The organism is Dyadobacter arcticus (genome assembly GCF_011762185.1).
GTDB classification, from domain to species: Bacteria; Bacteroidota; Bacteroidia; order Cytophagales; family Spirosomataceae; genus Dyadobacter; species Dyadobacter arcticus.
Map to the genome: position 1 here is coordinate 285,672 of NZ_JAASQJ010000005.1, position 14,286 is coordinate 299,957.

Consider the following 14,286-nt stretch of genomic DNA (forward strand, 5'->3'; position numbering starts at 1 on the left):
GTTACCGGGCCGAAATGTCGATATTAAACTTCCTTCCTTCCTTCTTCACATACTCCTTCGGCGTCACTCCAAACTCCTCCCGGAAGCATTTCGAGAAATAGGAGAGATTCGAAAACCCAACGTCATACATTACTTCGGAAATATTCCCTTCCCTATTTTCAAGAAGTAGGGACGCTTTTTTGATGCGGTATTTTTTAATGATTTCGTTGGCCGAGAACTGGGTCAGTGATTTAAGTTTTCTGGATAAATGCGCCGAGCTCATACCAATCTCAGAACCCAGAATTTCCACAGTGAAATCGGGATCGGAAATGTGCGCTTCGATAACACTCATCACCTTTTTGACAAATTTGTCGTCCATATTTTCCTTGCCATCTTCGGGGGCCGGTGTCACGATCAGCTCATGCCGGAAGTAGGTTGTAAGTTCTTTTTTTCGATGTAAAAGATTACCAATTTGTGCGTAAAGTAGTTCAATGTCAAATGGTTTGGTAATGTAAGCGTCGGCTCCTACTCTGATTCCTTCAATTTTCTGGGAAGTCAAACTTCTGGCCGTCAGCAGAATTACAGACAGCTGACTGGTTTTCGGATTGCTTTTGATTGATTTACAAAAGGTCAGTCCATCCATAACCGGCATCATAATGTCGGAAATGATTACATCTGGCAGGAATTCTGAGGCTTTTCTCAAACCTTCTTCACCATCCCCAGCGATCACGAAACGGTATTTTTCATTCAGACTAATGCGGATGAAATCGACCATATCCGGGTTATCCTCCACGATCAGCAGCAACGGCTTTTCGGATCCAGGTAGTAATGTTTCAGTTTTGTTCGAGTTTGCCAACGCAGCATTAAAAACGGGGTAAGTGTCCATTTCGCTGACCTGAGCAAGAAGCTTATCCGCATTCCCTTTTGGCAGCAGAACAGTGAAAATACTTCCTTTACCCGGCTCGCTGTCGAGGGTTATCTCGCCCTGATGCATTTTTACGTACTCCAGCGTAAGCGCAAGCCCAATCCCCGAGCCCATTTCCCTTTTTCTGGACTCGGTAGTCTGGTAAAAGCGTTCGAAAATACGTGCCTGGTCGTCGGTTGAAATGCCCGTTCCCGTATCTGAAATGCATATTTGCACCACCTCGTCAGAAACATTAGCAGCGGTTACAATTTCAATGCTTAGCTGGATCGTCCCACCTTTTGGCGTAAACTTAAATGCATTCGAAAGCAGATTAAGCACCATTGTTTCCACCTTTTCAACATCGGCAAATATTTCGAATTCCGGCGTATTGCTCGTAAATGTATAGTCGATTTCATGCCTCGCAGCCTTATCGGCAAAGTGGGAATAAAGCTCATGCAGCAAACTCACAATTTCTACTTTGGTGATGTTCAGATAAAGCGTGTCGCTCTGCATTTTTTTGAAATCCAATATCTGGTTTACGACGCGAAGTAGTCGGTGCGAATTTTTTTCGGCCAGTGAAATCAGTTTGAAATTATCTGCATTCAGTTTTCCATCCCTCATAATCTGGTGAATAGGAGGCAAGATCAGACTGATGGGCGTGCGGAGTTCGTGGGAGATATTGGTGAAAAACTGCTCTTTAGTCTGCTCAATTTCCTCGGCGTGCGCGATTTCCAGCTTACTGATTTTTAACTCATTTTCCAGCTTAATCCGGCCCGAATAGACTTTTAGTCCAAAATAAACCCCGGCAGCGATCAGTAGCAGATATAATGCGAGAAACCCTTTACTCAGAAAAAACGGCGGGTTAATGGTGATCTTTGTCGTGCTGGTCTCATGGCTCCATATCCCGTTATTGTTAGTCCCTTTTACTTTAAAAATGTACGTTCCGGGCGAAAGATTGGAGTATACCGCAAAATTCTTCTCCCCGGAAGTCGTCGTCCAGTTTTCATCGGCGCGTTCCAGTTTGTATGAGTAGTTATTCACCTCCGGCTGCCAGAAATGCAGCGCTGCAAACTGCAATTCGATAGAACGCTGCCCGTAATCCAGCTCAATGGCTTGCGCAAATGAAATGTCCCGGTCCAGGATCACCCGATCATTGATCTTTTCCCCGATTTCGACAGGCTGGTTATTCAGCAATAAATTGGTTAGGAAAATCTTAGGCTGATATCCGTTTGCGATCGCTTTCTCCGGCGAGAACGAAATATATCCGTTATCGCCGCCAAAAAATAATTCTCCGGAGGCCGATCTTGCTACGCAACCCGCATAGAAGCTTTTAAGTGGCAAATTTTTGTTGAGCGGATAAAATTCGACACGTTTTTCAGTAGCGGTGAATTTTTCAAGGGCAGCATTGGTGGCGGTCCATATATTGCCGTTTCTATCCTCCGTAATCGTAGTTCTGGCAATGTTGTAGTTTGGGATTGCATGAAAAAATGCTTTCTCCGTTTTCGGATTATATTCGACCAGACCATTTTGAGTCGCCGCCCAGATGATCCCGCTTTTGGCTAGAAATAAGCTATTCACCGTCTTACGGTCGGCAACACGGGCGAACGACGTTACTTTTCTCTTTTCAAATGTTTTAAGATCCAGTTTAAAAAGCTCGTCAAATTCGATCAACCACAACGATCCGGCTCCATAGAAAAACTTCTCCGTTTCAATCTTGGAGATCAGCTGAAAGCGCAAATTTTCGAGTGGATTCAGATCACCATTTACCCGAAAAATCCCACCTTCCCAGGTACCTACCAGCAAAGAACCATCCGGGGTTTCGACGAAATTATTGATGTAATTGGATGCAAGCCCGTTGGTCTTATTAGCAGTAACTGCTTGCATAACCTCCTTTTCGTCATCCCAAACATTAATCCCCGCAACCGTTCCGATCCAGATGCGTCCGTCGCGGCCTTCATGCAAAATGGTAACATTGTTGATCAGCAGCCGGCTTTTTTCAGGAGAATCAATGTCGAATTTCCGGCTTTGCAGTGTTTTTGGATCATAGCGGATCACACCATGCAATGTCCCGATCCAGTAAACGCCCGTTTTGCTGACAAGGAATGATTTGACCTGATTGCCAATCGTTTGTTCACCCAATTGCTGCGTAACCCGGTGATATTGGTAAAGATTATCAAGCTGATTGATCTTGCTGATCCCATTGGAAGTCACAAACCAGAGCACGCCAGCCTGATCTTCAAATATTTGCCAGATCACATTGTTCGCAATCGAGTAGGGCGACTGCGGATTATGAAAATAGCGCTCGTTTTTGCCACTCAACGGATCATAAACATTTAAGCCAAAATCAGTGCCCAGCCACACATTGCGGTCCTTATCGGTATAAATTGCCTTTACAACATCATTACTTAATTTAATCTGGTCACTTTGATTTTCATTGGTTCCCGTAATGATGTTAAACCTGCAAAGTCCGGTATCCGTACCGACCCAAATCAGCGAATCGATTTCCGCAACCGGCTTAATGTCGCAGATCAGGTTGTTTTTTAATGCAGAAGTGCCTTTTCTTTTGAGGTCAAAAACCGTGAAAGTTTCCGTTTGCGGATTGAGCTTATTCAGCCCGTCATAAGTGCCGACCCATAATGTTCCCTTTTTATCCTGAAACATCGTTCGAACTGTGTTGTGACTGAGCTGGCTGTTTTGCTTGGTGTAAGTTTTGAATGTTCCGTTTTTCAGGTTGTATTTTAAAAGCCCAGTAATTGTGCCAAGCCAAAGCTGACCATTCCGATCTTTTGAAATACAGCGTATATTGGTATTCGTTCCGGTTACAGTTCGGGTGATTTTGAAAGTAATCGTATTGATTTTGCATAAGCCTTTTCCCGTCCCGATCCAGAGATCGTCCCCGTCGGCATAGATCGCCTGCACGCCGTTGCTGGGAATGGAGCCGACCGTCTCTCCCTTTTTGAAAATCCTGAAATGATAGCCGTCGTACCGGGCTAATCCGTCGCTTGTGGCGATCCAGATGAAGTTATTCCGGTCCTGCGCAACTGCATTGATAAGGTTGGTCGGTAAGCCTTCTCGGATGGACAGCGAGTTGAAGAATTTTTCCTGTCCACGCGCATGCAGACATGCCATTATTAAAAAGAAAATAATCCCCCACGTTCTGCTGATCCTACCGGCCCGATTCATTCTTTTTTGGAGTAAAAAACTGACTTTTTGAACAAAAAATATAATTAATGCCAGACAAATGTCAGAAAATTATCGCTTTGCGTCCGATTATTTCTAATCGAAGTTGAGCGGCCGATCTACCTTGCAACCATGAAATTACAATGAAAAATCTAAACTTAATCCATCATCCGATGAAGAAAAAATTACTGCTACTGCAGATTTTCCTGATGACTTCCTGCACGTTTCTTTTCGCTCAGCAGGCGGTTGTAAAAGGAAAAGTGACTGATAATTCCGGCGGTGGGCTGCCGGGGGTGAACGTGGTGTTAAAGGGAAATAACAGTGGAACTTCTACCGATCAGAACGGTGATTATTCGCTGAATGTGCCCGCAGCGTCGGGCGCAGATCAGGTTCTTGTTTATTCTTTTATAGGTTATATCAAGCAGGAAATCGCTATTGCGAACCGTACGACAATCGATATCAAGCTGGCTGCGGATACGCAGAATCTGGATGAAGTGGTAGTTGTAGGTTATGGTACAACGGCAAAGCGAAACCTGACCACTGCCATCGCGAAAGTGGATCCTACCAAAATCCCAACCTCAGCTAATAATAATGTTTCGGAACTACTTTTTGGCCGTGCGGCGGGCTTGCAGGTGACGCAGCAAAGCTCACAGCCGGGAGGGAATATTTCAGTATCAATCCGTGGAAAAGGCGATCCGTTATTGGTAATCGATGGCGTTGTACTTCCAAGCAGCAGCATGGAGCCGGGAAATGGTTCTGTTGAAATTCAAGGCGTTAACCGCGGCGGGTTAGCTGGTTTGAATCCCAATGACATTGAATCCATCGAATTTTTGAAAGATGCAAGTGCCGCGATCTATGGTGTGTCTGCCGCAAATGGGGTAATGATCATTACTACCAAAAAAGGAAAAGCAGGCAGGATGAGTGTGAGTTACGACGGCAGCCAATCTTTTTCAAGAAATATGCCCTATCTCAAACCGCTGAAAGCAGGCGATTATATGCTGTATTACAATCAGCTGAGTAAAGATAAATACCAGGCGGACAGGAACATGGCACCTTTTGGCAATGTAGCTTCCGACCTGACCGGTTACACGCAGAAATTCACGGATCAGGAAATTCAAAGCGCGGGAGTTGGAACGGACTGGCTGGGCCAGGTTTTACGTGCAGGAAGCGTGGATAACCACAATGTGAGCGTCAACGGCGGCACCGAAAAAGCAACTTACTTCTTCTCGGGAAATTATTTCAATCAGGTTGGATCGATAAAAAAGTCGGATCTGACACGTTTTTCAGGCAGATTGAATGTGTCTTTTGTTTTGAGTAAAATATTCAGGCTTAATGTAAATGTGAATGCGAACCGCAATGCTTACACCAATCCGCAGGCTGGCTGGCAAGCGGGCGGTTCGGGTAACCAGGGTTTCAATGCTTTGCAGGCCGCATTGGCGTATCCTTCCAATGTTCCGGTTTACAACACAGATGGCACTTTCAGCCAGTTTGCAGTAACCGGAAATCCTGTTTCGTTATTAAATATCAAAGACAAAACCAAGGCACAAGGTTTGCTTGCGAACACGTCGCTGGACATCGATATCATTCCAAATACATTGACTGCCAAGTTGCTATACGGCAATAACAGCGAATATTCAGTGCGTGACTTTTACATTCCGGTGACCGTTTTCTGGGGACAACTTTACAGGGCGAGGGCTTCTCTGGCCGAAACACGCAGACAAAACCAGACAATGGAAGCGACCATGTCCTACAAAAAATCGTTCGGCGACTGGCTCAATCTCGATGTAGTGACGGGTGTGGGGCAGTACCTGGAAGATTTCTCCGGCTTCAGCGTCGAAACTTCCAATATGCAGGACGCGATCAATACGGATAACCTGGGTTCTGCCACTGGCCCGAAAATCGTTGGTTCTTACCGGGGCATCAACAAGCTGCGTTCATTTTTTATCCGTAGCAACTTCGATTTTCTGGACCGTTACCTGCTTTCGCTGACCGTGCGTCGTGATGGTGCCGACAAGTTTTTCCCGGATAACAAATACCAGTATTTCCCATCGGTTTCAGCGGGCTGGAAGATTAATAATGAGGCATTTATGCAGGATTTCAAAACCATCAGCACATTGAAACTTCGCGCGAGTTACGGCACCACGGGCGAACGTCCGGGTAGCGTGGCTTATGGCGCTTACGGTGCTGATCCTAATGCAGTTACGTTTAATAATGGCTCGGTGGTATACTTTCCTTATCGCCTCACAGCATTTGATAACCCTAACCTGCGCTGGCCGATCACGAAGACGTTCAATGCAGGTCTGGATTTTGGTTTGTTCAAAGAACGCATTACAGGTTCTGTTGACGTTTTTACAGAGAACCGCACACGCTTGCTGAGCAGTGCGACGACGCAACAATTGTCCATTATCTCTACTTCACCCATCAACGGCGGACATCAGCGTCGTAAAGGTTTTGAGGTGAGTTTGAATACGGAGAATGTTAAGACCAACAATTTTAGCTGGAATACAACTTTCAATGTTACGCATTTCAAAAACCGATGGGTAGAGCGTTTCCCGAATGATCCACCCGCGCAATACGGCAATGTGAATGATCCTGTGGGCGGAGATATTATTTATGTATATCAAACCAATGGCATTTTGCAGGCTGGACAGGAGGTGCCCGCGTGGCAGCCAGCCGGAGCAAGCAAGCCGGGTAACCCACTTTTTGTGGATAACAATGGAGACGGAAAACTGGATTTCAACGATGTGAAAAGTTACTCGGGCATTCCCAAGGCGATCATCGGGTTCGGTAACAATTTCACCCATGGCAAATTTGATCTGAGCGTGTTCATGTATGGCCAATATGGGGCTTGGGGCAATGATTTTACAACATTATGGGGTGATCCGGTGGGTTTGTTATCGGGAAATCAGAGTGGTACGGAGCGGATTAAGGACGCATGGAGCACGGCAAATCCAGCCGGAACATTGCCAGGCGCTGCATATAACGAGGCAGCGATTGCGCTGGATGCAGGACTGGATACCAGGCTTGCGAAAAGGGATTTCATGCGCATCCGTAACATTACATTGGGCTACACCATCAATTCCGGCGGGTTGACCAAATACATCAAAAGTGTGCGGGTTTTTGCTGACGTGCAGAATGCATTCATCCTGACCGGCTTCAAAGGCGTCGATCCTGAAATTCAGGCCAATTCGATCAAAGGCGGGCCGGCTCCTTATCCGATGGTGCGCACGCTATCACTTGGTTTAAAGGCTAATTTTTAACATCCAGACATTCAATCAAATGAAAAAGATAATCATTGCCAGCATCCTGGCGGCCAGTCTGTCGATCAGCGGCTGCGAGAAAAATTTTGATCCCGTGCTGACAGGCGTGCTTTCTCCGGCCAATTTCCCAAAGACGGAAGCAGATTTCGAACTTTATGCATTGCAAGCTTACAAACCCTTCGGTTCCAAATGGGGATATAGTGATGTGGAGTATCAAAATATGTTCTTTAGTCCAGAATACGGCCATTTGGCTATGTTCGATCTGCCTACTGATCAGATGAACATTTTCACCGAATGGGGCGGTTTCTGGGAGTTTTTCAGCAAAGGGGATTTTACGTTCCTGAAAACGCAAGGCAAACAAAGCCACTTTGAAAAGGTGCGCTACATTACCCGCATGACGCAGGTGATCGCGGACGTGGAAAAATCGACGCTCAGTGATGCCTCGAAGAACAGATTTATGGCGGAAGCCCGCATGGGACGCGCCTGGACGATGTACTATCTGCTGCATATGTACGGCCCGGTTCCCATCATTCTGGATGCATCGAAAATCAATACGAATGCTGAAAGTGATCTCACGCGCCCTTCAAGGGAATCTTATGTTTCCACAATCTCGGAAGATCTGCGTTTTGCGGCAGAACATCTGGAGCTGAGTCCGTCGGAATATGGCAGGTTTAATAAGGGATTGGCGCTGGGCATGTTAACAAGACTTTACCTCAATGAAAAAAACTGGGCTGAAGCTGAAAAAGCAGCCAGAGCAACGATCGCATTGGGCAAATACAGCCTGGTCACAGATTATGCAGGCTTATTCCGTGAATCATCGGAAGTTAATTCAGAAACAATTTGGGCTGTGAATTGCGACCCGTTATCGACCGGCGAGGCGGGTGGAAATTTCAATGCGCTGGTCATGTATTGCCTGCCTGGTGATTTTAAAAGTACCAAAGTGAACGGCGGCTGGGCGAGCCCGAGCGGCGTGTTTTGTCCAACCTGGGCGTTTTACGACACATTTGATCCGGCTGATAAAAGAAGAAATCTGCTCATCCCGACTTACACCGACAAATCAGGAAAAGCCAGAAACCGAACCAATATGCGCGGCCCGGTTTTGAAAAAATACCCTGACGAATCAACGCCCGGAGCAGATCTTCAAGGCAATGACATACCTGTGCTGCGTTACGCAGATGTACTGCTAATGCTCGCTGAGGCCATTAATCAGCAAGCAGGCCCGACTGCCGAATCGATTGGATTGGTAAATGAAGTAAGGGCCAAACATGGCGGGATTGCAGCATTATCGGCCACAGCTACGGCATCCAAGGTTGCATTCAACGACGCCATTTTGCGCGAACGTGGCTGGGAATTCTACTTCGAAGGCATCCGTAAAATCGACCTTGTAAGGCACGGCAAGTGGGCATCCGCATTGGAAGCAGCTGGAAAAGTAACGCACGGACCATCAGAGCTTTTCCCTGTGCCGCAATATGTGATTAATGTAGGGGAAGGAAAAATTGAACAAACGAAGGGTTACTGACATAAGCTGTCGGCTGTCAGCACCCGGCCATCGGCTTTCGTTCAACTTGACCTGAGTCAATGGTCAACCACTCAGTCGTCATTAAACTTATAGATCTTAGCCATTTAACTTTTGCCCTTTAACTTTTTGTTGAAATGAAGCTTTTTGAAACCTTTCTATTATTCTTTCTTTTTGCCGGGCCAATCGCCTTTTCCCAGAAATCCAACGATGTCTATGTTGACAAAGATGGCGTGATGCGCTGGGGAGCATCGAACAAGGAAGTACAAGGTTTCGGGGCGAATTACACGGTTCCGTTTGCTTATGCTTACCGTGTTGCGAAGCAGCTGAATGTAAATCCTGAAAAGGCAATAGACGATGACGTTTACCATTTTTCCCGGCTGGGTTTCGACTTATACCGTGTCCATGTCTGGGATACAGAAATCAGCGATACGTTAGGAAATCTGCTGGAAAACGAGCATTTAAAATCGCTGGATTATGCTTTGAAAAAGATGAAAGAGCGGGGGATTAAATTTGTCCTTACGCCCATTGCTTACTGGGGAAACGGCTGGCCGGAAAAGGACGAGAAAACGCCGGGTTTTTCCCGGAAATATGGGAAAGCTGCCTGTCTGACCAATCCGGATGCCATAAAGGCGCAGCAAAATTACCTGTTTCAGTTTCTCAATCATGTTAATCCTTACACGGGCGTTGCTTATAAAAACGAGCCGGATCTAATCGCATTTGAGATCAGTAACGAGCCGCAGCATGGCAGAAAGGCAAGCGAAGTGACGGCTTTTATCAATGGTATGGTGACTTCCATGCGAAAGACCGGCTGTAAAAAGCCGGTCTTTTATAACATCAGCCACAGCATTCACCTGGCTCAGGGTTATTTTGATGCTGATATTCAAGGCGGTACGTTTCAATGGTATCCCACCGGTTTGCAGTCCAAGCACGAGATCATGGGAAATTTGCTCCCGAATGTGGATGATTATAACATCCCTTTTGCCGCCAATCCCAAGTTTCAAAAAATGGCAAAGATCGTTTACGAGTTTGACGCGGCTGATGTGGGGCGTTCCTACATTTATCCGGCTATGGCGCGCAGTTTTCGCACCGCTGGCATGCAGCTCGCTACGCATTTCGCCTATGACCCGACGTTTTTTGCCTATGCGAACACCGAGTACGACACGCATTACATGAACCTGGTTTACACTCCACAGAAAGCATTAAGTCTGAAAATTGCCTCGGAAGTTTTTCACAATGTTCCACTTTATAAAGATTTCGGGAAATTCCCCGCAGATACTTCTTTCAGCGATTTCAGAGTAAGTTATGGTGAGGATCTGGCGGAACTGGTGACGAAGGAAAAGTTCATTTACACAAATAATACAGCTACAATTCCGCCGAATGCAGGTTCATTGGAACATATCAGCGGCTTCGGAAATTCTGCTATCGTGAAGTATGAAGGAACAGGGGCCTATTTTCTGGATAAATTGGAAAGCGGCGTCTGGCGGCTGGAAGTTTTACCTGATGGGATCTGGCTTGAAGATCCTTTTGGTTTTAATAGTCTGGATAAAACGCTCGCTGTCATCAATTGGCGTAAATGGCCCATGTCGGTTCAGCTACCGGATCTGGGCAATGATTTTGAGATTAAACCATTGAATGCTGGAAACACTAACCCTCCGTCGAAATCTTCAAACAACACCTTTGACATCACTCCAGGCACTTATATGTTGATCAAAAAAGGCGTTTCAAGCAAATTCAATGCGGATAGCAAATGGAAAAATATCACACTCAACGAGTTTGTTGCCCCGTCAACCACATTGAAGAAAACCTATGTGCTTCACAAGCCAATCCAGGAAGTATCGGCAGGACAGAGCGTGGATATTAAAGTTCAGATCGTTTCTTTAAAACAAACGGAGGCAGCGCTAGTGAGGGTTTTGTCGAAAGAGGGACAGTCTGCGGATTTCAAGCTTACGCATGAAAGCGGCTATCATTACCTGGCAAAAATTCCAGTGAATGCATTGAATGGGGAAGTTGTTAAATATCACATCATTATAGAGGAAAATGGAGCGGAAAAGCATTACCCTGAGCAAATAACCAATGCGACTGAAAGTGACGACGAAACAACTTTTCAAATGCGTGTTCTGCCGAAATCTGCTCTGGTTACTATTTTCAATGCAGGTACGGACCATGAACAGTTGTTAAGACCTTATCTGAAAACATCACAATTAACTTCAACCAGCGATAATGGCACTTCTGTGCTAAATATCAGCCCTGAAAAACCGGAAGATTATGCCATGCGATACAATTTTAAGGACAAAATAGCGGGTCGCACCGGAGATCTTTTGAGTAAGAAAAAACTGGTCTTTTACGGTCACTCGCTCAATCAAAAATCTTGTGCGGTTGAGCTGGCATTGATCGGAAAAGACGGTTCAGTATTCGGAGCGACAGTGAACATTGAAGCGAAAAATGGCGCTTATTCTGTTTTGCTGGATGATCTCAAAAAAGTAGATTTCGTTAGCTTGCCGCGGCCTTATCCAGGCTTTTTGCCCTATGCTTTAGCGACTACCCCAGATAGTAGCGTGTTTGATTTGAGCAGCATTGAGACTTTGCAGATTTCTATTATGCCAGCACAAGAAACAAAATCAATAGCTGGTATTGCGATTGGATTTGTGACATTAGAATGACATTTACTTTTGTCGGCTCGCCGACGGCGAGCTGGTCGGTGGTAAACTTGACCGGCATTATCAATGGTTGGTCCAGCGTAAATTAGCATTAAAAAGAGCCCATGGTGGGGGGCCCAAAGCGACTAGAATGGCACCGGTCGCCCGGCCTGGACCTTTTCATTTGATTTTTGATGTAATATCTTGTCAGCAAGCCGGTTATATTTATATTTGACTATCGGTTGCACCAATCCTAAAATCAGGTGAGCAGTCGGTGAGCAGCCCTTTTGAGCGACATTTAGGCATTGATTATCAATAAGTTATAGCGTAGGTTCTAATCCCTACGTGACCACAAGATTGTGAAGCACTTAGCAAATTTTGTTAAGTGCTTTTTCTTGCGCAATACAAAGTGCAGTACATACTCTCCAAGTCAATTGTAATCGACTGTAGTCGGACTTGAATTTTAGCTCCAAAAATCATCATGGCTATCAAACTGCAAGTGCATCCAAGACTCGACGAAAACAAACCGGTTACCACCTCAGCTGATTGTCAGCAAAGTAGTGGTTTCAACTACAGTGCCTTTGAGGATTATAAAGAGCTTGTGGATAACGCCCGGTTCTGAGCGGGTACATAAACAACAAATAAATATTTGCAATAAGTAACAATTATGTTACCTTTGTATTGGATAGCAACAGAGCTCATCCATAAGTTCCTTGACATGACGGCACGACAATTACTTGAAATCCTGAAAGAGGACGGATGGTATTTGAAGTCGCAAAATGGTACGAGCCATCAGCAGTATATTCATCCTGAAAAAAGGGGGAAAATAACTGTTTCCTATAAAGGAAAAGATGAAATACCAAGAGGCACTTTAAATGGCATTTTGAAACAGGCGGGCTTGAAATGACAAGTTCGCCTGCTTTCAGGCAGGATAATTGTGAACATATAATGTAAACCAAAACAACAACATGATGTTAGGCAACTCAAACAAAACTTCGGGAAAAATGGAAATATGAACCACGACGCATCAAGTCCTGTCCATGATATTGAGTTAATCGTGGAAGGACAAGACGGTTCTTTGTTTGGGAGAGTGCTTTACGATGATAATCTAATCGTAGAACAGGCTTCTGATATGGAGAAACTTGAATCGAATATGAAAAACCTATTGCATGATTTCCATGGACTGGACGCAAATCAGATAAACTTTAAAATTGAATACGATCTGACGGCCTTTTTTGAGGAGTTCCGCTTTCTCAATATTACTGAGATAGCGAAGGCGTCCGGACTTAATGGAAGTCTGGTGAGGCAATATGCTACTGGGAAGAAATTCCCATCTGCCAAGCAAGCAGAAAAGTTAGAAAGTGCTGTCCGTCATCTCGGGCAACGGCTTTCAAATGTTCACATTTATACCAGTAAGTAGATTAGTTGGGCTGTCATCGATATGTAAAGCCTCGGACTGTTGTTCGAGGCTTTTTAATAAGTCATCATTTATATCCCTGGAAACGCACTGATTCCACTTGAATACTCAAATACAGCTAGATTTCGCAGGTATATGTATTGTTGGGTAATGATGGTAAATCCAGTTTTCAGTTCGGGCTTTATTGATTACTGTCTTTTCCAGATTCTAGTCTTCGGAGTGCTATAATTGGTTCAATCGCCAAATTCGACAGTATTTCGTCCCCGCCTCCCGGATAATTTACGGGCTTTGCTATGTAAGTTACCTATACACGCCTAACGAGGAAAACCCTCTTCACAAAAATAGCTTCTTAATCCTCCGTTCCACCAATCGACTTTTTAAAATCCCATTGATGATTTGGTCAAAATACCGGTCGTCCAATTGGTCCTTATACTTTATTTTCCCTTCCTTAAACATTTTTTTAAACTCGCTATAAGGAATTGAAACCGGGCTGTTGCAATTAATGTAGGTATTCTTGCTGAAAGGATTATCCGGCTCGCTCTCGATAAAGACAATCGTGTCATAATCGAGGTTACGCTTTTTAACAAAATTCAAAATTGTATCAAGCTTGGAAGTGCATACGGAAAACAATAGGACTTCGGTGCCCTTGTCAAGCAATACATAATAATGTCGATCGGGATTGCCTTGGTAGTTAAGCGAAAAATAAAGGATACTTTTTTCCTTAAGTACCTGATAGAAGGCCTCAAAACTAACTTCCATCTGGCCGATTAAGCAGAGAATTCTAGGAAAATTTCTCTGGATTCGTTTAGGAATTCTTCACTGTCATTGAACAAGCCTATCTTATCGTTCACATTCACAAAGAAATCATCCATGATGATTTCATACCTGCCTTTTACGGCGTTCTCGAAGTTTGCTTTGTAGCGAATCCATTCAGGAAAGTTGTGGGACAGTTCTGATAGAGCGAAATGGTCATAGTGTTTGTATTTTTCCCAAATCAGATCAATTACTTCTGTATCTGTTTCAGAAAAAGCATCCATGTCAGCCTCTCCGTGAACTGTGTAGTTATATTGGCTGAATGTTAAATACTTAGCAATGTTTTGGATTGCTTCTCTATCAAAGGAGACGCCAGAGCCTTTCAACAAATCAAATGTGCAGGAAGCTACGGGGCCATTTTTCATGGCGAAATATTGGTCTCCGGTGATTGTCCGGCCGTATTGCCTTAAATGATATCGATCGGAGAGCCAAATCAGTTTCAGCGCTTTCATTTTGTTCAAGCTGCCGCCACCAAGATTGCCGAAGCGAACAAGGGCTTGAAGTGATTTTTCAGTTCTGAATCTTTCCATAGCTGTGTCAGGTGGTATGTGTATAACGAGTGCAAAAGTAATATCAAA

General features: G+C 44.8%; 8 protein-coding genes. 5 read left to right on the forward strand and 3 right to left on the reverse strand.

The features are described 5' to 3' along the window. Position 1: 1 nt before the first annotated feature. Positions 2 to 4,066 (reverse strand): hybrid sensor histidine kinase/response regulator transcription factor, encoded by a 4,065-nt coding sequence (locus FHS68_RS22785; RefSeq protein WP_167275395.1) that lies wholly within the window; start codon positions 4,064 to 4,066, stop codon positions 2 to 4. A gap of 170 nt (positions 4,067 to 4,236) precedes the next feature. On the opposite strand from FHS68_RS22785, the gene FHS68_RS22790 reads away from it, so the two are divergent. The 5 genes from FHS68_RS22790 (at position 4,237) to FHS68_RS22810 (ending at position 12,898) form a co-directional block, all read left to right on the forward strand. Next, positions 4,237 to 7,323: a SusC/RagA family TonB-linked outer membrane protein gene (locus tag FHS68_RS22790; protein ID WP_229212027.1), complete on the forward strand. Its 3,087-nt coding sequence runs from the start codon at positions 4,237 to 4,239 to the stop codon at positions 7,321 to 7,323. A gap of 19 nt (positions 7,324 to 7,342) precedes the next feature. Further along, positions 7,343 to 8,842 carry a RagB/SusD family nutrient uptake outer membrane protein gene (locus tag FHS68_RS22795; RefSeq protein ID WP_167275403.1) on the forward strand — a complete coding sequence of 500 codons (1,500 nt, stop codon included), beginning with the start codon at positions 7,343 to 7,345 and terminating at the stop codon, positions 8,840 to 8,842. Positions 8,843 to 8,976: 134 nt separating this feature from the next. Continuing rightward, the gene (locus FHS68_RS22800) at positions 8,977 to 11,502 is read left to right on the forward strand and encodes a hypothetical protein (protein ID WP_167275406.1); all 2,526 of its coding nucleotides are present in this window, start codon (positions 8,977 to 8,979) and stop codon (positions 11,500 to 11,502) included. Between the two features lie 694 nt (positions 11,503 to 12,196). Continuing rightward, positions 12,197 to 12,385, forward strand: a complete 189-nt coding sequence (locus tag FHS68_RS22805) for a type II toxin-antitoxin system HicA family toxin (RefSeq protein WP_167275407.1) — start codon at positions 12,197 to 12,199, stop codon at positions 12,383 to 12,385. Between the two features lie 105 nt (positions 12,386 to 12,490). Next, positions 12,491 to 12,898, forward strand: a complete 408-nt coding sequence (locus FHS68_RS22810) for a hypothetical protein (RefSeq protein WP_229212028.1) — start codon at positions 12,491 to 12,493, stop codon at positions 12,896 to 12,898. 330 nt (positions 12,899 to 13,228) lie between these two features. Here the strand turns inward: FHS68_RS22810 and FHS68_RS22815 are convergent, their stop codons facing one another. Both FHS68_RS22815 and FHS68_RS22820 read right to left on the reverse strand, forming a co-directional pair. Beyond that, complete coding sequence (locus tag FHS68_RS22815; RefSeq protein ID WP_167275410.1) at positions 13,229 to 13,654, reverse strand: hypothetical protein; 426 nt, start codon at positions 13,652 to 13,654, stop codon at positions 13,229 to 13,231. Positions 13,655 to 13,662: 8 nt separating this feature from the next. After that, entirely contained in the window at positions 13,663 to 14,238 is a 576-nt protein-coding gene (locus tag FHS68_RS22820; RefSeq protein ID WP_167275412.1) for a Panacea domain-containing protein, read from the reverse strand. Between the last annotated feature and the right edge of the window lie 48 nt (positions 14,239 to 14,286).

What these genes read in the sequence shown, in the direction of transcription:
- FHS68_RS22815 (WP_167275410.1), bottom strand. Translation starts at nt 13,654, where the DNA reads ATGGAAGTTAGTTTTGAGGCCTTCTATCAGGTACTTAAGGAAAAAAGT.
- FHS68_RS22790 (WP_229212027.1), top strand. Translation starts at nt 4,237, where the DNA reads ATGAAGAAAAAATTACTGCTACTGCAGATTTTCCTGATGACTTCCTGC.
- FHS68_RS22800 (WP_167275406.1), top strand. Translation starts at nt 8,977, where the DNA reads ATGAAGCTTTTTGAAACCTTTCTATTATTCTTTCTTTTTGCCGGGCCA.
- FHS68_RS22810 (WP_229212028.1), top strand. Translation starts at nt 12,491, where the DNA reads ATGAACCACGACGCATCAAGTCCTGTCCATGATATTGAGTTAATCGTG.
- FHS68_RS22795 (WP_167275403.1), top strand. Translation starts at nt 7,343, where the DNA reads ATGAAAAAGATAATCATTGCCAGCATCCTGGCGGCCAGTCTGTCGATC.
- FHS68_RS22805 (WP_167275407.1), top strand. Translation starts at nt 12,197, where the DNA reads ATGACGGCACGACAATTACTTGAAATCCTGAAAGAGGACGGATGGTAT.
- FHS68_RS22820 (WP_167275412.1), bottom strand. Translation starts at nt 14,238, where the DNA reads ATGGAAAGATTCAGAACTGAAAAATCACTTCAAGCCCTTGTTCGCTTC.
- FHS68_RS22785 (WP_167275395.1), bottom strand. Translation starts at nt 4,066, where the DNA reads ATGAATCGGGCCGGTAGGATCAGCAGAACGTGGGGGATTATTTTCTTT.